Source organism: Cyanobium sp. LEGE 06113 (assembly GCF_015207615.1).
Map to the genome: position 1 here is coordinate 83,920 of NZ_JADEWM010000002.1, position 16,582 is coordinate 100,501.

Annotated in this window: 15 protein-coding genes and 1 pseudogene; 2 read left to right on the plus strand and 14 right to left on the minus strand. The window is 70.6% G+C overall.

Annotated elements, in window-relative coordinates; all coding sequences use genetic code 11:
- Window positions 1-7 precede the first annotated feature (7 nt).
- Window positions 8-859 carry a hypothetical protein gene (locus IQ220_RS04485; RefSeq protein WP_193913295.1) on the plus strand — a complete coding sequence of 284 codons (852 nt, stop codon included), beginning with the start codon at window positions 8-10 and terminating at the stop codon, window positions 857-859.
- 128 nt (window positions 860-987) lie between these two features.
- Here the strand turns inward: IQ220_RS04485 and IQ220_RS04490 are convergent, their stop codons facing one another.
- Together IQ220_RS04490 and pdeM are read right to left on the minus strand one after the other, a co-directional pair.
- On the minus strand, window positions 988-1,812 hold the full coding sequence (locus IQ220_RS04490) for a hypothetical protein (protein WP_193913297.1): 825 nt from the start codon (window positions 1,810-1,812) through the stop codon (window positions 988-990).
- Window positions 1,813-2,128: 316 nt separating this feature from the next.
- A complete protein-coding gene (pdeM, locus tag IQ220_RS04495) occupies window positions 2,129-2,815 on the minus strand; it encodes a ligase-associated DNA damage response endonuclease PdeM (protein ID WP_193913299.1) in 687 nt (228 codons plus the stop codon).
- 327 nt (window positions 2,816-3,142) lie between these two features.
- On the opposite strand from pdeM, the pseudogene IQ220_RS04500 reads away from it, so the two are divergent.
- Window positions 3,143-5,304, plus strand: a pseudogene (locus tag IQ220_RS04500) (4Fe-4S binding protein).
- 18 nt (window positions 5,305-5,322) lie between these two features.
- Here IQ220_RS04500 and IQ220_RS04505 read toward each other — a convergent pair.
- The 12 genes from IQ220_RS04505 to IQ220_RS04550 all read right to left on the minus strand — a co-directional run bounded on the left by IQ220_RS04505 (window position 5,323) and on the right by IQ220_RS04550 (window position 16,489).
- Window positions 5,323-5,715: a gamma-glutamylcyclotransferase gene (locus IQ220_RS04505; RefSeq protein ID WP_186700302.1), complete on the minus strand. Its 393-nt coding sequence runs from the start codon at window positions 5,713-5,715 to the stop codon at window positions 5,323-5,325.
- Window positions 5,716-5,812: 97 nt separating this feature from the next.
- Complete coding sequence (locus IQ220_RS04510) at window positions 5,813-8,299, minus strand: ligase-associated DNA damage response DEXH box helicase (RefSeq protein WP_193913300.1); 2,487 nt, start codon at window positions 8,297-8,299, stop codon at window positions 5,813-5,815.
- A gap of 202 nt (window positions 8,300-8,501) precedes the next feature.
- A complete protein-coding gene (locus IQ220_RS04515; RefSeq protein ID WP_255510818.1) occupies window positions 8,502-9,878 on the minus strand; it encodes an ATP-dependent DNA ligase in 1,377 nt (458 codons plus the stop codon).
- A complete protein-coding gene (locus IQ220_RS15990) occupies window positions 9,878-10,213 on the minus strand; it encodes a hypothetical protein (RefSeq protein WP_255510819.1) in 336 nt (111 codons plus the stop codon). Before IQ220_RS15990 ends, IQ220_RS04515 begins: the two co-directional genes overlap by 1 nt.
- A 12-nt stretch (window positions 10,214-10,225) precedes the next feature.
- Complete coding sequence (locus IQ220_RS04520) at window positions 10,226-11,122, minus strand: DUF547 domain-containing protein (protein WP_228008854.1); 897 nt, start codon at window positions 11,120-11,122, stop codon at window positions 10,226-10,228.
- 37 nt (window positions 11,123-11,159) lie between these two features.
- Window positions 11,160-12,485 carry a hypothetical protein gene (locus IQ220_RS04525; RefSeq protein WP_193913302.1) on the minus strand — a complete coding sequence of 442 codons (1,326 nt, stop codon included), beginning with the start codon at window positions 12,483-12,485 and terminating at the stop codon, window positions 11,160-11,162.
- Window positions 12,485-13,231, minus strand: a complete 747-nt coding sequence (locus IQ220_RS04530; protein WP_193913304.1) for a glycosyltransferase family 2 protein — start codon at window positions 13,229-13,231, stop codon at window positions 12,485-12,487. The genes IQ220_RS04525 and IQ220_RS04530 overlap by 1 nt, the downstream gene beginning before the upstream one ends.
- A complete protein-coding gene (locus IQ220_RS04535) occupies window positions 13,228-14,010 on the minus strand; it encodes a phosphate ABC transporter ATP-binding protein (RefSeq protein ID WP_193913306.1) in 783 nt (260 codons plus the stop codon). The genes IQ220_RS04530 and IQ220_RS04535 overlap by 4 nt, the downstream gene beginning before the upstream one ends.
- Window positions 14,007-14,837, minus strand: a complete 831-nt coding sequence (gene pstA, locus IQ220_RS04540; RefSeq protein WP_193913309.1) for a phosphate ABC transporter permease PstA — start codon at window positions 14,835-14,837, stop codon at window positions 14,007-14,009. Before pstA ends, IQ220_RS04535 begins: the two co-directional genes overlap by 4 nt.
- Window positions 14,830-15,249: a PstC family ABC transporter permease gene (locus IQ220_RS15570; RefSeq protein ID WP_228008855.1), complete on the minus strand. Its 420-nt coding sequence runs from the start codon at window positions 15,247-15,249 to the stop codon at window positions 14,830-14,832. The genes pstA and IQ220_RS15570 overlap by 8 nt, the downstream gene beginning before the upstream one ends.
- Window positions 15,249-15,707 (minus strand): PstC family ABC transporter permease, encoded by a 459-nt coding sequence (locus IQ220_RS15575; protein ID WP_228008856.1) that lies wholly within the window; start codon window positions 15,705-15,707, stop codon window positions 15,249-15,251. Before IQ220_RS15575 ends, IQ220_RS15570 begins: the two co-directional genes overlap by 1 nt.
- A complete protein-coding gene (locus IQ220_RS04550) occupies window positions 15,704-16,489 on the minus strand; it encodes a phosphate ABC transporter substrate-binding protein (RefSeq protein ID WP_193913311.1) in 786 nt (261 codons plus the stop codon). The genes IQ220_RS15575 and IQ220_RS04550 overlap by 4 nt, the downstream gene beginning before the upstream one ends.
- Window positions 16,490-16,582: the final 93 nt, after the last annotated feature.

Consider the following 16,582-nt stretch of genomic DNA (forward strand, 5'->3'; position numbering starts at 1 on the left):
AGGCGGCGTGGTGGGCGTCGAGGCCTATCGCCGCGTCTCCTTCGATGACCTGCCAGCTGAGACGATCCGCCAGCTGCGCACCGATGGCACCCGCGGTGAACTCCGCAGCCTCGAGGAAGCCCGCGCGATCTACGAGCAGAACGTGCCCGCTGAGGCCAAAGGCTCGGTGGAGGGCGTGGAGGCCATCACCAATGACCCCACCATCGACTGGATGCACAGGACGCCCCACAGCCAGGGCGGCAGCTCGGATGCGGCCAATGGCGTCTACGGCCCCGAGGGCCTGAACCAATCCATCGGTGACCGGGAGATGACGGCCGCCGAGGTCGCAGAAGCCGAGGCCTACACCCTCGACGTTGCCGAGGGGGCCACGCCTGGCGTCACGGCTGATCTGGCCGAGGTGGCCGGCGACACGCTCGAGACCGGTGCCCTAGGCGGTGTGATGGGCGGCGGCATCGCCGTGGCCCACCGCTGGGCGCAGGCCCAGGGCTTCCGTGATGCCGGCCGCCACGACCTGGCTGAACAGGCAGAAGCGCAGATGGTGGACGATGCCGCCAAGGGCGCGGTGAACGGTGTGGTGCGCGGCACCACCATGGCCGTCACCCAGGCGGTGCTTGGCGCCAATCCACTCACCGCCGGTATCGGTCTGGTGGCAACGGATGTGGTGAAGCTGCTGAGCGAGAAGGATCGGCTCAGCGAGGCCGAGTACAACCAGAAGAGCCTGGAGGTGGTGGGCAAGGGCGCGCTGGCCACGGCGCTGGTGTGTGCCGGCCCGGTGGGTTGGATCGGCCTGGCGGGATTCTCCGTCGCCAGTGCCTACGGCAAGGCCAACCAGCAGGCCAGCAGGCAGCGCACGGCCTGAGGCGCCGCTGAATCACCGCGGAGCCGTCAGAACAACAGGGGGGAGTAGCGGAGACATCCGCCTCCCCTTCCATACCAGCTATGCCCACCACCAACGACCCCTTCCTGAGCACGATCAGCAACGAATCCCTAGAGGTGCTTGATCGCTTCGGGCCGGAAGCGCCGGCCAAGCTCAACACCTACGCCTGCGCACTGGAAGATGCCCTGCTGGAAGTTCTCCAGCTGAAGACAGTTCTGCAAGGGCAGATTCAGCAGCTCCAGAGCGAGCGCAGCCAGCTTCTGGAAATCCTCTCTGACCCTGAGCGCTCGATCGACTACGTCCGCCGCTTCTTCTCGGCGGATGGCATCAGCCCCGGTGGTGCTGTGATCAGCCGCACCGAAAAGCTGGAGAAACAACTCCACCAGCACTGATTGTTGCGCTGATGCCTCGGGCGGATCTTCCCCAAGCCACGGCTTGACGGGCCGGGTTGTCTTGATTCGCTTGGCCACACCCGAGAAGGCGTGTGTCTCCTGGCCCTTTGACTCAGCCAGCACGCTGAACAGCCCTGAGAGGTAGGCCAGCCTTGTCTTGGCTGTGGCTGGGCTCACAAGCTTCAGCAGATGGTTCCTGTAGGCCAGGGCGTGCTCCCTGGTGGACGATGAGGGATAGACCAAACCCCCGTGCTCCAAGAAGGCTGACAGCTGCTTTTCCCAGGCCAGGCGGGTCTGGGGAGAGGGTGACTTCAAGGAGGCAGTCATCTCAAGCAATGCAGTGGTCGTGACGTGATCGGATGGCTCCTCAACCCCGTGGAGAACACGCCGATACCTCAGGGTCTCCTCCCGATCCATCCAGCCCTCCTTGGCAGCCACCAAGGCACCCTCATCGAGGGCACTGACCATCTCAGGATCTGATAGGTCAAACAAGGTCGGCAGAGAGTCGCTCAGTTCCTCTACCCCCAGCTCTCTGGTGGTCACCTGACTTAGTCGCTGGATCTCCTGGTCTGTGGCTCTCAGGAAGGCTGAGAGGCGCCTCTGAGCCTCGTGGCGGGCTTTCCACCCGGAGCCGTCCAGAGGCTCTTTCCTGCCGCTCTCTGGAGCTTCGTGGGAACCGATCGCTGGAGCTGCCAGAGGCCCCTGAGCTGGCGCATGTAGCTGGGCACGGTTCTGGGGCCGATCCAGTGCGACCTCGGGCTCAGATCCCTCTTTCCATGAACATCTACAGCCATTGCAAGGGGTCTCGCCTGCTGCTCAGCGGTACGGCTTGAACGGGCAGGGCTTGCTGGTCCCCCGTTCAGCCGTCCCAGGCGAGCACCTGGCCGTCGGCCACCAGCCAGCGCCGTTCGCCCGGGGCCGTGGGGTGGCCGCCGGTGAGGGCGCCGAAGGCCGGCAGGGCCAGGCGCTCCTGGCTGGCGCAGTAGCTGAAGCAGGGCAGCCGCAGGCGGTCCGCGCCGCGGCCCACCAGGGCCACTGGGTGTAGGTGGCCGCAGAGGTTGAGGCGGCCGGGGCTGGATTCAGGGCTGTGACTGAGCCACCAGGGGCCCAGCGCCTGGGAGGGTTCCTGGGGAAGCCCCTCGATCCAGCTGCCGCGCTCATGGTTGCCGCCCACCAGCTGCAGGCCACAGCCGAGCAGCTCCGGCAGGGCCGCCAGCTTGGCCCGCAGCTCGGCGGTGAGCCCGTGGCGGCTGTGGATCAGATCGCCCAGCACCACCACCCGGCTGGGCCGCAGTGGATGGGCCAGGGCCAGCAGGGCGTTCAGGGTGGCGGCATCGCCATCGCTGGGCAGGGGGATGCCGTGGGCCTGGAAGCTCTCGGCCTTGCCGAGGTGCAGGTCGGCCAGCAGCAGCACGCGCCGCTGGGGGTCCCAGGCGGCGCGGCCGCCCAGGAGCTCAAGGACCTGGCCCTGCCAGTGAAAGCTGACTGTGCTGCCATCAAACTGCGGCGTGGGGTTGTGGGCCGCAGAACAGGATGATGGGGGCATCGAGGCCTTGAATGAGCGCAATCACTTGCATCTTGGCACCAGATGAGTCAAGAAGTTCAACTGATTAGCGCCACGCCTGGGGAGTTCAGCGGTAACTGGACTAGCCTTGCAAAACAAGCGTGTCCAGGATGAGTGACAACCGCAGCATCCTCACGCTCAACATTAGAGCTTTGCCCGGAACTCGGTGGTTCAGGCTGGGTGGTGGAAGGATCTTTAACCCTGCCATGACTGGCTTCCGACAACACTTTCTCAGTGTGAATTGATCCACTCACCAAGCTTTGTCGCAGCAGCGGCCGGGCTGACTGAATTGCCGTTGCCGCCAGAGCAGTGTCTGCTAGCCCAACCCCAGCTTCTGATCCCTCAGCCTCCTATCTCAAGCTGGCACCCTTTCTGGTGGGGCGTGCCCGGCGTGGGGTTGTGGGCAGCAGTCGTTATGCCTCTCGCCTGAGGGAGCAGATTCGCCAGGCGGCGGCAGACCCGGCCAGGAAGGCCGTGCTGGTGAGCGGCGAACCCGGGCTGGAGAAGGACAACATCGCCGCCCTGATTCACTTCGGTTCGCCATGCCGGCGCCGGCTGCTGGTGCGCCTCGCCGGGGCCAGCCTGCGCGGCGATGGGGCCAATCTGTTCGGCCCCTCCGGCAGCGACGGCGTGGGTTCCCTGCTGGATTCCCTCGGGGAAGGCTCCCTGCTCATCGACCAGGTGGACCAGGTGCCAGAGGCCCTGCTGCCGGCCCTCCTGGAGCTGGCCGCCACGGGGCGCTGGCGGGCCCCCGGTGGGGATGGCCCGTGGCGTCAGTTCCGCGGGCGGCTTCTGTTCACGGCGGAGTGCGCCCAGCCCCAGCTCGATGGGCTGTGCCAGGTGATCCGCGTGCCGCCGCTGCGGGTGCGGCGCCAGGACCTGGGTGAGTGGTTGCGCTACATCGTGCGCCTGAGAGCCCCTGGGCTCGGCTGGACGGTCGCCCCCCGGGTGAGCGAGGCGGTGGTGAAGCGGCTCCAGGCCTACGACTTCCCCAACAACCTGCGGGAGCTGGACGCCTGGTGGCCAGGGCCCTGCAGCAGGCCCGGCGCCAGGAGGGCGGTGCGCCGATGGCGAGGGACGCCGCGGGCCCGTGCCTACCCGAGGACGTGTTCTGGACGCTGAGCCGGCCCTCCCGGCTGCGCTTCGACCTCTGGCGCTGGAAGCCCGGCCTGCGCAACCTGATGCGCTCGCCACGGCTCTGGAACACGCTGCTGTTCGGCCTGGTGAGCTGGGTCTTCGTGCTGGTGAACCTGTGGCTGTGGTTCGGCCCCCAGGACCGCCAGCACAACGGCGCCCTGAACCTCTTCTGGGCCTGGTGGTGGCCCCTGATCCTGCTGGGCTATCCCCTGGTGGGGCGCCTCTGGTGTTCCTTCTGCCCGTTCATGGTGTGGGGCGAGATCACGCAGCGGCTGGCGCGCTGGCTGGGCTGGCAGCCTCGCCCCTGGCCCCGCGGCGACACCGACCGCTGGGCGGCGCCCCTGCTGGCGGCCGGATTCGCGGCGATCCTGGTGTGGGAGGAGCTGGGCAACCTCGAGAACACGGCCTGGCTGAGCAGCGCCCTGCTGCTGGTGATCACCGCGGGGGCTGTGCTGGGTTCGCTCGCGTTCGAGAAGCGCTTCTGGTGCCGCTACCTCTGCCCGGTGGGGGGGATGAACGGCCTGTTCGCCAAGCTCTCGATCCTGGAGTTGCGGGCCCAGGCGGGCACCTGCAGCGGCAGCTGCAGCAGCTACGCCTGTTTCAAGGGCGGCCCGGCGGAGGGGGAGGGCCTGGCCAGCGAGGGTTGTCCGCTTGGCACCCACCCCGCCCACCTCAGCGACAACCGCAACTGCGTGCTCTGCCTCACCTGCGCGCAGGCCTGTCCCCATCGTTCGGTGCAGCTGCGGCTGCGGCCGCCGGCCGCCGATCTGCAGCGCGCCACGGACCCCCCGGCCGGCGAGGCCGCCCTGATCCTGGTGCTGGCCGGTGGGGTGTGCCTCAACCACTGGCAGCGGCTGCTGGGCTGGTTGCCCTGGGCACCGGTTTCCCTGCACAGCGGCGACCTGCTGATCCGCCTGGCCGTGGCAGCCCTGGCCCTGGCGCTGCCCGCCCTGCTGCTGCTGCCCCTGCGGCTGCTGCTGAGCCGTGAGCGCTGGCGCCTGGTGCCCTATGCCCTGTTGCCCCTGCTCTGGGGTCTGCTGCTGGCGCGCCACCTGCCCCATGGCCTGCTCGAGGCCGGGCGCCTCCTGCCCGTGACTGCGGCTGGGCTGGGCTCATCCCTCAGCGGCGTTCAGATCTGGATCGCCGCCCTGCCCGAGTGGAGCGCCGATCCCCACGTGCTGGCGTTCTGCCAGAGCCTCAGCGTGCTGGTGGGCGCCCTGGCCTGCCTGCCGCTGGTGCTGCGCCTGCTGCAGCCCGGCCGCCTGGGCCTGGCCTTGGCGGGATCCGGCCTGCTGCTGCTGGCGGCCAGTGGGCGCTGGCTGGTGGCTCTGTAGGAGGCCGGCCGGCGTGCCTCAGCGGCGGCGGCCCCGCCAGCGGCCGTCCAGGAGCCTGGGGGAGTGACGCACCTGTGGCGCGCGGCCCAGATACACCCAGGCGCTGGCGCCTGACAGCAGGGGTAGCCAGTGGCGCTGGTAGAGCCTCGGGGCGCCCTCCAGGCGATCGAGCTGCACCAGGGTGACCTCGGTGATGGCGAACAGCTCTCCATGCACCAGCGCCCCGGCGTCGCCGGAGGGGTCGGGCACCGCCATCGGGAAGGGGCCCAGGTCGTGGAGCCAGGCGCCCGGCAGGCTGTCGTTCCCCAGGAAGGGGCTCTTCGCCAGCCAGCCATGGTTCACCAGCCCCCGCTGCAGCGTTCCGTAAACGAACACCCGGCGATAATTCCCCTCAGTTGCGTGCTGCTCCATGACCCTGGCCCTGCTGATTGCCCTGGCTGCCTCGCTGGGATTGATGGCCTTCATCGTCAAAAAACTCGAAAAGGCCTGAGCTTCAGCGCCTCCATGCTCAGCAGGCCTCGAGGCGTTCGGCCTGCTCCCGCAGGCGCTGCAGCCGGCTGAGCAGGGATTCGGTGCTGAGCCGGCTGTTGAGTCGCTCTGCCAGCAGGGGGAAGGCCAGGGGCCCGGGCCGCGGCGTGCGCTGCAGCAGCAGCCGGCAGCCCATCAGCCGCCGCAGCGCCGCCGCGATGCGGGGCAGCTCCAGCTGCTGCTGCAGCACCTCGGCATGGGCCTGGGCGAGCAGCAGGTTGCCGGGTTCATGGCGCTGGAACACATCGAACAGCAGGGCGGCGCTGATCTGCAGCTGGCCGCCACTGCGGCCCTGGCCCGGATAGCCGTTCAGCACCAGGCCGCTGATCTGGGCAATGGCCCGGAAGCGCCGCCGGCTCAGCTCCGACACGTTCAGGGCCTGCTCCAGATGGGCCTCGAGGTCGCCCTCGTCCAGCAGCTCATCGGCGTGCTGCTCGAACAGCTCCTCGAAGCGATAGCCGCGGGGCGCCAGCAGCTCAAAGCCGTAGTCGTTCACCGACACGGTGATCGTGCTGGAAGCATGGCGGGCCAGGCGCCAGGCCCACAGAAAGCCGATGCCCTCATGCACGAAGCGCCCCTCGAAGGGGTAGGCGTAGAGATGGCGGCCCTCGCGGCTGCTGCAGAACTCCACCAGGAACTGGTCCTGGCGCGGCAGGGCGGAGAGGTCGGCCTGGCGGCGCAGCAGCGGTTCGAGGGCCTTCAGCTCAGGGGTGTCGAGGGGTGGCGCCTGGGGATCCTCAAGAGCGCAGGCCGCCCGGTGCACCTCCTGGCGCAGGTGGTGGCTGAGCAGGTCGGAGAGGGCCATCTGGCCGCCGGCCCAGGCCGGCACCGCCTGGCTCTTGCGCGTGGTGGCTTTCACCTGGGCCGTCATCTCCCGCAGCCGCACGAACTCCAGCTGCCGCCCGGCGAAGAAGAACACATCGCCGGGCTTGAGGCGCCCGATGAAGCTCTCCTCCACATGGCCGAGCACGGCCCCGCGCACCACCCGCACGGTCACGGCGCGGTCTGCCGTGATCGTGCCGATGTTGAGCCGGTGCAGCCGGGCGATGGCGGGCTCGCTCACCACCAGCCGCAGGCTTTCCCCCGCCCCTTGGCGCTCGAGCTTGCGAAAGCGGGGGTAGGCGCCGAGGCAGTCGCCCCCCTGTTCCAGGAAGCGCAGACACCAGGTCCAGCTGGCCTCACTCAGGTGGCGGTAGTTCCAGGCGCTGCGCACCGCAGCCAGCTCCCGCTCGGGGTGGAAACCGGGGCCGCAGGCCAGGCTGGTGAGGTGCTGCAGCAACACATCGAGCGGGGCCTGCGGAGCCCGCCGCTCCTCCACCAGCCCCTCGGCGAGGCCCCGCCGCATGGCGCTCACCTCCAGCAGCTCCAGGGCATGGGTGGGCATGAACAGCACCTGGGAGGTGCCGCCGGGCTTGTGGGCACTGCGACCGGCCCGCTGCAGCAGCCGGGCCAGGTTCTTGGCACTGCCGATCTGCACCACCCGCTCCACGGGCTGGAAGTCCACCCCCAGATCCAGCGAACTGGTGCACACCACCCAGCTGAGCTGGCCGGTCTTGACGCCGGCTTCGATCGCCTCCCGCTCGGCGCGGTCGATGGCGCTGTGGTGCAGGGCCAGGGCCCCCTCCATCTCGGGGCAGGCGAAGCGCAGGCACTGGTACCAGCGCTCGGCCTGGTTGCGGGTGTTGGTGAACAGCAGGGTGGGGGTGGCTGGATCCAGGCCCGCCACCAGCTCCTCATGCATGCGCAGCCCCAGGTGGCCGGCCCAGGGGAAGCCGTCGATCTGATCGGGCAACAGGCTGCGGATGGCCGTGCCGCGACGCAGCCTGGCGCTGATCAGCAGCGGCTCCTGGGGCGTCACCCCCACCGCTGCCCGGGCGGCATCCTCAAGGTTGCCCATGGTGGCGCTGATCGCCCAGGTGCGCAGCTGCGGGCGGCGCTGCCGCAGCCAGCTGAGGCAGAGCTCACTCTGGCTGCCTCGTTTGCTCCCCATCAGTTCGTGCCACTCATCGAGCACCACCGCCTGGAGCTGGCCGAACAGCGCCTCGGTGTGGGCACTGGCCAGCAGCAACGCCAGGGATTCCGGCGTGGTGATCAGGATCTCCGGCGGCCGCCTGATCTGGCGGGTGCGCTCACTGCCGGGAGTGTCGCCATTGCGGATCGCCAGCCTCAGGGGCCAGCCCATGGCGGTGATCGGGGCCTGGATCGCCAGGGCCAGGTCGCGGCTGAGAGCACGCAGCGGGGTGAGATAGAGCAGGCGCAGGCCTGGGGCACCCCCCGCCTGGAGGTCGGCCAGCATGGCGGCGATCGGGCCCATCACGGCGGCATAGGTCTTGCCGGAGCCGGTAGGCACCTGGATCAGGCCGCTGCGGCCCTGCAGGTAGGCACGCCAGCACTGGCGCTGGAAGGGCATCGGCCGCCAGCCCTGCTGGCAGAACCAGGCTTCGATCGGCGCCAGCTGCGCCGCCATGGAGGGGCTCACCGCGGCGGCGTGCTCAGGTGGCCAGCCGGTCGACGCCAGGGCCGGCGCCGATGAGCATGACCCCTGTCACCGTCCACCCCAAGGCGCACAGCAACTGCAGCAGGAGGCTGGTCATCGGCTGGATCAGTGAGGGGATAGCGCCGCGTCAAAGCTAGCGAGGCCTGCTATCACGACCCTGCAGTGCGAAGTCTCATCCCCGTGCCGGCGCGCTCAGCAGGGCCCGGGCCGTGGCCAGGCTGTCGGCCTCGGCGGCGGGTTTGTCCTGGCGCCAGCGGCTGATGCGCGGGAAGCGCACGGCGATGCCGCTCTTGTGGCGCCGCGAGGGCTGCAGACCCTCGAAGGCCAGCTCGAACACCTGCAGCGGCTGCACTGCCCGCACCGGTCCGAAGCGCTCCAGGGTGTGGCTGCGGATCCAGCGATCGAGGCTGGCGATCTCGGCGGCATCGAGGCCGGAGTAGGCCTTGGCGAAGCTCACCAGCCGCCGCTGCTCCACTGCGGCAGCCGCGGGCCCCATAGCAGCGGGCTCGGGGTCGTCCCAGAGGGCGAAGGTGTAATCGGTGAACAGATTGGCGCGGCGGCCGCTGCCGGCCTGGGCGTAGAGCAGCACGGCATCGAGGCGGTAGGGCTCGAGCTTGTGCTTCCACCAGCTGCCGCGGCGGCGGCCGGAGCGGTAGGGGGAGTCGCGGGCCTTGAGCATCAGCCCCTCGGCGCCGGCGGCCCTGGCCTGCTGCCGCAACGGCTCCAGCTGCTCCCAGTGCTGCAGGGCCAGCTGGGGGGAGAGGTGCAGGTGCCCGGCTGCGGCAGCGTGCGCCGCTGCCCGGTGCTGCTGGATCAGCTGCTCCAGGGCGGCGCGGCGCTGGCTGAGCGGTTGCTGGCGCAGGTCCTGGCCCTCCAGTTCCAGCAGGTCGTAGGCCTGGAACACGGCGGGGCAGGCGGCCAGGAGCGCTCGGCCCGGGGCCTTGCGGCCCAGGCGCCGCTGCAGGGCCGCGAACGCTTCCGGCTGCTGCGCCTCCGCCTGCCACACCAGAATCTCGCCGTCGAGCACGGTGCCCTGGGGCAGGCTGTCCGCCAGGGCGATCAGTTCGGGGAAGGCGGGGTTGATCAGCTCCTCGCCGCGGCTCCAGAGCAGGCTGTTGTCGCCCCGGCGGATCAGCTGGCCGCGGATGCCGTCCCACTTCCACTCCGCCAGCCAGGCGCCGGCGCCGCCGGGCAGGGGGGGCTGCTGGGGGTCTGGCGGCAGCTCGAGAGGTGAGGCCAGAAAGAAGGGATAGGGACGGCTGCTGCGGTGCTCGTCGCCCCGGTCGGGGGCGAGCAAGGCTGTCCAGGCCTCGGCGCTGGGCGAGAAGCCACCCATCAGCCTGTGGGCCAGCAGGGAGGTCTTCAGGCCGCTGTGGCTGGCCAGGGCGCGCAGCACCAGGCCCTGGCCCACGCCGATGCGAAAGCCGCCCGTGAGCAGCTTGTTCACCACCAGCAGCTCATCGGGCTCCAGCCCCTGCCAGAGGGCCTGCACCGCCTCGGCCTGGGCCTCGCCCTCGAGGGCCGCCAGGGCCGGCAGGCGCTCCTCCATCACTCCTGCAGGGGGGCTTGGGGGGTGCCGCCCCGGGGGTGACCCTCCAGGCAGGGCTGCCGGCGCCAGAGCAGGGCGATCGTCTCGGCCGAATCACCCACCTGGGCGTGGCAGTCGTCGAACAGCCACTCCGGCAGGCTCGAGGCCTCCAGGCAGATCTGGCGCAGGCGGCGGCCGGTGATCAGCCGCCGCCGCTGCTTGCCCAGCAGGCAGTGCAGCGCCCAGGCGGCATCGGCCGCCGGGGCGGCGGCGAACCAGACCCGCAGGGCCTCCACCTTGGCCAGTGTTCCGGGGCAGCCATCGAGCTGCTCGATCAGCGCGGTGAACTGACGCATCGGCGCCCCCGTTCATTGGCCATTGAGCGACCAGTCGTAGTTGAGGGTGGTGAGGTTGTAGTCACCCTTGCGCAGGTAGGCCTGCTCGGCGGGGCTGACGTAGCCGCTGATGAAGTGCAGCACGGGCCGCTGTTTGGTGTGGCGGCCGTAGCCGCTGTCGGTGCTGTAGGAGGCGTTCCAGTCTTCCGCGAACCACTGGAAGATGGCCGAGATCGCCACCGTGCCGGTGCCCTGATCGATCACCAGCCCCTGGGGACTGCCCAGCCACAGCCGCACCTGGTCGTCGAGCTGCTCATCGAGCCTGGAGCCCACGTAGGGCTCGCGCCGCAGGGGCGGACAGCTGATCGCGGCACACACCAGGCCCGCGTGGATGCGGGGCTCGTTGTAGTCCTTGCGCATGATGCCGTGCTCCAGGTGATCGAGGGTCATCGACTCGCCGGCCACCTGGTGGCGGTTGAGCTTCCACACCCCGAGGATGTCGCGGATGCTGGATTTCAGCGGCTTCTGCTCAATGACCGATTCCAGGGTGAGGGCGTTGTAGGCATTGAGCAGGAAAGCGATCTGCTCGGGTTCGTCCCAGGCTTGGAAGCTGGCGGGGGTCACGGCAGCCAGTTCGGCCACGTAGGCCTCCAGATCGCCGGGATCCTTCTGCAGGGCTGTGTAGTTGACCAGCCCGCTGCCGTCGACGAAGCGCTCCAGCACCACCGCGTAGCGGGCGTGGTCGAGCGGTGGCGTCAGGGCCGTGCTGGCACTGGTGCTGGCCGCGCTGCCGCCTCCCTGCGTTTCCGGGGACGGCCAGGGCAGAGCCAGCGGACCGCAGCCCGCTACCAGCATCAGGCTCAGGGCCAGGGCCAGCCGGCGGGGCGCGGGCCGTTTCAGGAGGGTGCGGGGCCGGATGGGGGAGGCCATGGGGTGATCAGGGAAGGAAGGGAACAGAGGGGACCTGTCAGGCCCGCTTTGGGGGCGCGGCAGGGTCCCCGCGGCAGCGCAGCCCCATCTCCAGGGCCAGGCCGATCAACCAGGGGCCCCACAACAGCCAGCGCTCCGGCCCGCTGAGGTTCCAGTCGGGCAGGCGCGAGGGCAGCACGAAATACACGAACCCCGAGAGGCTCAGCAGCCGTGCCCCCCAGGCCCGGGTGGGCACCGCGAAGGGCATCAGCCAGGTGAAATACCAGCCGTGCACGATCGGCGAGAGCAGCAGCAGGGCCATCAGGTAGCGGCCGCAGAACACCCCGAAAGCGGAGTTGGTGAGGATCAGCGCCAGGGTCAAGGCCGCCAGGGCCCCCAGAAACAGGCTGTTGTGGGCCCGGGACCAGCCCCACAGCTGCCCCACCAGGTGGGGCACCAGTTCGGCGCTGCGGCCCTGACGCACGAAGTTGGAGCCCACGGGAATCAGCGGGCAGCCGCTGGTGCCGCAGAACGGCAGCGAGGCGAGTGCCATCGGCAGCACCCCCAGCAGCGCCGTCGCAGCCGCCAGCCGCCAGCCCCGCTCCCGGATCGCCCGCCACAACAGCAGGCCCAGCATCGGCAGGGAGACCCACTTGATCGCCACGCTCAGGCCCACCAGCAGGGCGGCGATCAGCCGGCGGGTGGGGGTCTGGGCGGGGTCCTGGCTGGAGGGCGTGGCGGTGGAGTGGGGCTCGATCAGCAGCCAGGCGCCCACCAGGGGCAGCAGGAACCAGCTCTCGAAATGGCCGCCGCCGGCGATGCTCACCAGCACCAGCGGGTTCCAGGCGTAGAGCAGGCTGGGCAGCCGGCCGAAGCGGCGGGCCAGCAGGGCGCAGAGGGCCAGATCGGCCGCCACGAAGGCGAGCTTGAACGGGAGCACCGCCGGGCCCAGGTCCGCCGGTGACAGCGCCACCAGCAGCCGGAACAGCAGCTGGGTGAGGGGCGGGTAGATCGCCGTGACGTCTGGATGGTTGATCTGGCCCCACCAGGGGGTGCGCAGCGGCTCCAGCAGGGCCGCGTCCGGGGCCAGCAGGAACGGATTGAAGCCGAACCGCTGGATCTGGCCTTCCCAGAGGTAGCGCCAGATGTCATCGCTGGGCTCCATGGGCAGCAGCAACAGCCGGGTGAGCACGGCCACGCCCCAGAAGGCCGCGGCGCCCACCCAGCGCAGCCGCCAGGAGAGGGCGAAGCCAGCGCCGAGCACCGCCGCGGCCCGCAAGAAGCCCGGCATCACCTGGGGATCGTGCAACAGACCCTGGGGCGCCATCAGCGCCGCGCCGAGCACCAGCAGCAGACAGCTGCCCGGCAACGCCCAGCCCGCCATCAGGCGCCCCTCCTGGCCGGCTGCTGCGGGCGCAGCAGCTTGCGCAGGTAGAGGCCACCCAGGGTGGTGAGGATGCCGACGCCGGCCCCGACGCTGCCGGCCACCGTGCCGGAGATCTTGGACTCCCCGCCCGCGCGGCGGCGGAGCTCAACGGGCTGTTCCTGGATCCGCAGGCCGGCCTCCACGGCCTTCACCTGCATCTCGATCGTCCAGCCGAAGCCGCGGTCGTGCATCCGCAGCGCCAGCAGCGCCTCGCGGCGGATCAGGCGCAGCGGACCGAGGTCCGCGAAGCGGTGCCCCCAGCCGAGCTGGATCAGGCGGGTGGCCAGACCATTGCCGAAGCGCTGCGCCGGCGTCAGCAGCCGCTGCCCGGCCGGGCTGGCCATGCGGTTGCCCAGGATCAGATCGGCCTTCCCCATCAGGCCTGCCCACTGGTCCAGAACGCCCAGGTCGTCACTGCCGTCTCCGTCGCAGAACAGGATCCAGCCGATCGGCTCCGGCAGGTCGAGCAGCCCCCGCCAGCAGGCCCGCCCGTAGCCCGGCACCGGTTCGTTCAGCACCTCGGCACCGCAGTGGCGGGCGATGGCGGCACTGGCGTCGCTGCTGCCGTTGTCCACCACGCGGATCCGGCCCACGCCCTGGCGCTGCAGGCCCTCGATCACCGCGGCGATCGTGGCCGCCTCGTTGCGCACGGGAATGATCGCCAGCACGGCATCCAGGGGCGTGGCAGGACGGGCTGTGGTCATCCGCGTTCGCCCCTCAGGTAGGCCGCTGTGATCGGGTGTGCGGGCGCGCTGAACAGCTGCTCGGCGGGCCCCTGCTCCACGATCGTGCCGCGGCCCTCCGTCGTCCAGAACACGATCAGGTCGTCGGCCAGCCGCCGGGCCTGGGCCAGGTTATGGGTCACGATCACCTGGGTGCAGCGCCCCCGCAGGCCGGGGATCAGGTCTTCCACCACGCCACTGGCCACGGGATCGAGGGCGCTGCACGGCTCATCCAGCAGCAGCAGCTCCGGCTGCAGGGCCAGGGCCCGGGCCAGGCAGAGCCGCTGCTGCTGCCCGCCTGAGAGTTTGAGGGCCGAGTCATCGAGCCTCGAGCGCACCTCGGGCCAGAGACCCACCTCCTGCAGCACGCTCTCGATCACGGCGTTCCGGCGGCGGCGGTCGTGCAGGCCGTGGTGGGCCAGGGGCACGCTGAGGTTGCGGCGGATGGAGAAGGGGAACGGGTTGGGCCGCTGGGCGATCCAGCCCACCCGCCGGCGCAGGCCCACCAGGTCGGCCTGGGGGCCGGTGATCTCCACCCCGTCGAGGCGGATCGAGCCACTCACCCGGCAGCCGGCGCTGAGGTCGCTGAGCCGGTTGAGGCAGCTGAGAAAGGTGCTCTTGCCGCAGCCGGAAGGCCCCACGATCGCGGTGATGGCGCCGCGCCGGATCGGCACGCAGAGGCCGTCGAGCACACAGCTGTGGTGGTAGCTGACGCTGAGGTTGGTCACCTGCAGCAGCACCGGGCCGGGGGAGCTGGTCATCGGCCCGCGGTGCTCCCCTGCCAGCGGGTCGCCAGCAGCATCGTGAGGCCGTTGCAGAGCAGCAGCAGGGCCACGAGCACCACGGCTGTCGCACAGGCCCTGGCCTCTCCGCCGGGCACGTTCATGGCCAGGTCGTAGATGTGCACTGACAGCGCCCGGCCCGAATCGAGCAGCGAGCTGGGCATGCGGTCCACGTAGCCGCTGGTGAACAGCAGCGCCGCCGTTTCCGCCAGGGCCCGCCCGAGGCCGAGCACCAGCCCCACCGCCAGGCCCTGGGCGGCGCTGGGCAGGATCACCAGCCGCAGGGTGCTGCCCCAGGAGAGGCCCAGGGCCGCAGCGGCCTGGCGGTAGTCGTGGGGCACGGCCCGCAGCCCCTGCTCGCAGCTGCGGATCAGCACGGGCAGCACCATGCAGGCCAGGGTGAGCCCCCCGGAGAGAATCGAGAAGCCCAGCCCCAGCCAGAGGCTGAACATCGCGTTGCCGAACAGGCCGAACACGATCGAGGGCACACCGGCCAGCACGTCCAGCGAGGCCCGCACCGCCCGGGCGAAGCGGTTGCGGCCGCGGCTCACTTCCGCCAGCAGCACGGCCGTGCCCAGCCCGATCGGCAGGCTGGCCGCCAGGCACACCAGCAGGATCAACAGCGTCGCCACGATCACCGGGGCAATGCCCCCGGCCCGGCCCGCATCGCGGGGGGCCTCCAGCAGAAAGCCGAGGCTGAGTTCAGGCAGCCCCTGGTGCAGCAGGTCGGCCAGCACCCAGGCGAACAGGGCGCTGACGGCCACAGCCACCGCCCCACACAGAGCAGCCACCAGCCGCTCAGCCATGGGCCCGCCCTCCGGCCTGGCTCGTCGCAGCCAGCCCCTCGGCCACGGCCACCAGAGCTGCCACCAGCACCAGCAACACCAGCCCCCCCACGAACAGGGCCGAGCGGTGCAGGTCCAGGGCATAGCCCAGTTCCAGGGCGATGTTGGCCGTGAGGGTGCGCACCGGAGCGAAAAGGTTGCCCGGCAGCTGCACCACGTTGCCGCTGACCATCAGCACCGCCATGGTTTCGCCGATGGCGCGGGCGCTGCCGAGCAGCACCGCTGAGGCGAGGCCGGGGGCGGCCGCGGGCAGCAGCACCCGGCGCAGGCTGGCCCAGGGACTGAGACCCAGGGCCGCCGCGGCCTGCCGGTAACTCGCCGGCAGCTCCGCCAGGGCCGACTCCATCAGCAGGCTGATGGTGGGCAGGATCATCAGGCCAGGATCAGGATCCCCGCCAGCAGGCTCTGGCCCGGCGGCTGCCAGCGGGCGATCCGGGGCGTCAGTTCCACCAGCCCCCAGAAGCCGAACACCACCGAGGGAATGCCCGCCAGCAGCTGCACCAGACGCCGGTACACCCCGCTCCAGCGGGGTGGCCCATAGCTGTGGCAGAACAGGGCGGAGCCGAGCGCCACCGGGGTGGCCAGCAGCACGGCACCGGCACTGCTGGCCGCCGTGGCGAGCAGCATCGGCGCCAGACCGAAGTGGCCCTCCGTGGCGCCGACTGTCGGGTGCCAGCTGGGATCACCGAGCCAGCGGAGCGGGCCGAGGGCCCCCAGGGCCGGCAGGGCCTCCCCCAGCAGAAAGGCCAGGATCCAGACCACGATCGAGCAGGCCAGCACGGCCGTCAGGCGCAGGCTCCAGAGCAGCAGCCGGTCGGCGGCGCTGGTCATCGGGCCGGCGCCACCACGGCTTCCCGGGCCAGCAGGTCATCGTTGGCCGGGGCGGTGGCAAAGCGCAGGAAGTCCCTGGCCAGGGGATTGGAGTGATCGGGTTTGCTCACCAGGTTGAGCGGCCGGGCCAGGGGGAAACGCCGCTGGGCCACGTTGGTCAGGGTGGGGGCCACGCCGGCCATCGGCAGCAGCCGGATCGCCAGGCCCCGCTGGGCTTCCAGGGTCGCCGCCCCGATCGACACGTAGGCGATGGCGCCGGGATCGCCCGCCACCGTGCGCAGCCCCTGCTGGTTATCGCCGATCACCACGCTGGCCCGGATGGCCTGGTTGTCGAGTTGGAAGTGGTCGAGGAACACCTCCAGGGTGGAGCGCCCCTCGGCCTTGGTCACCACCGTGATCGGCGCGGGGCTGCCGCCCAGCTCCGACCAGTCGGCGATGCGGCCCGTGAAGATGCCCCGGATCTGCTCATCGCTCAGGGTCTGCACCGGGTTGCTGCTGTTCACGATCACGGCGACGCCGTCCAGGGCGATGGTGGTGGCCTGGAGGTCGGCCTCGCTGCTGTTCAAGGCCCGCGACACCATGCCGATGTCGGCGCTGCCCCGGCGCAGGTCCGCCAGGCCGCGGGAGGACCCGCCGGTCTGCACGTCGATGCGCACGCCGGGATGGCTGGCCTCGAAGCGGCGGGCGATCTCCCCGGCCAGGGGAGCCACGCTGCTGGAGCCCGTGAGGGTGAGCCGTGGCGGTGAGGCAGCCGAGGAGCAGCCCACCAGCAGCCCGGCCATGGCAGCTATTGCGGCCAGGATCCCTCTGGGGGCCAGGGCGCTGCTGGCGGTTGGAGCGTGCACTGGCACGGCTGGTGTCGACGGGGGCTCTGG

Coding starts and splice junctions, on each gene's coding strand:
- pdeM (WP_193913299.1), bottom strand. CDS start 2,815: ATGCCCCCATCATCCTGTTCTGCGGCCCACAACCCCACGCCGCAGTTT.
- IQ220_RS04505 (WP_186700302.1), bottom strand. CDS start 5,715: ATGGAGCAGCACGCAACTGAGGGGAATTATCGCCGGGTGTTCGTTTAC.
- IQ220_RS04510 (WP_193913300.1), bottom strand. CDS start 8,299: ATGGCGGCGCAGCTGGCGCCGATCGAAGCCTGGTTCTGCCAGCAGGGC.
- IQ220_RS04515 (WP_255510818.1), bottom strand. CDS start 9,878: ATGGAGGAGCGCCTGCCGGCCCTGGCGGCCCTCGAGGGCGAGGCCCAG.
- IQ220_RS15990 (WP_255510819.1), bottom strand. CDS start 10,213: ATGCGTCAGTTCACCGCGCTGATCGAGCAGCTCGATGGCTGCCCCGGA.
- IQ220_RS04520 (WP_228008854.1), bottom strand. CDS start 11,122: ATGGCCTCCCCCATCCGGCCCCGCACCCTCCTGAAACGGCCCGCGCCC.
- IQ220_RS04525 (WP_193913302.1), bottom strand. CDS start 12,485: ATGGCGGGCTGGGCGTTGCCGGGCAGCTGTCTGCTGCTGGTGCTCGGC.
- IQ220_RS04530 (WP_193913304.1), bottom strand. CDS start 13,231: ATGACCACAGCCCGTCCTGCCACGCCCCTGGATGCCGTGCTGGCGATC.
- IQ220_RS04535 (WP_193913306.1), bottom strand. CDS start 14,010: ATGACCAGCTCCCCCGGCCCGGTGCTGCTGCAGGTGACCAACCTCAGC.
- pstA (WP_193913309.1), bottom strand. CDS start 14,837: ATGGCTGAGCGGCTGGTGGCTGCTCTGTGTGGGGCGGTGGCTGTGGCC.
- IQ220_RS15570 (WP_228008855.1), bottom strand. CDS start 15,249: ATGATCCTGCCCACCATCAGCCTGCTGATGGAGTCGGCCCTGGCGGAG.
- IQ220_RS15575 (WP_228008856.1), bottom strand. CDS start 15,707: ATGACCAGCGCCGCCGACCGGCTGCTGCTCTGGAGCCTGCGCCTGACG.
- IQ220_RS04550 (WP_193913311.1), bottom strand. CDS start 16,489: ATGGCCGGGCTGCTGGTGGGCTGCTCCTCGGCTGCCTCACCGCCACGG.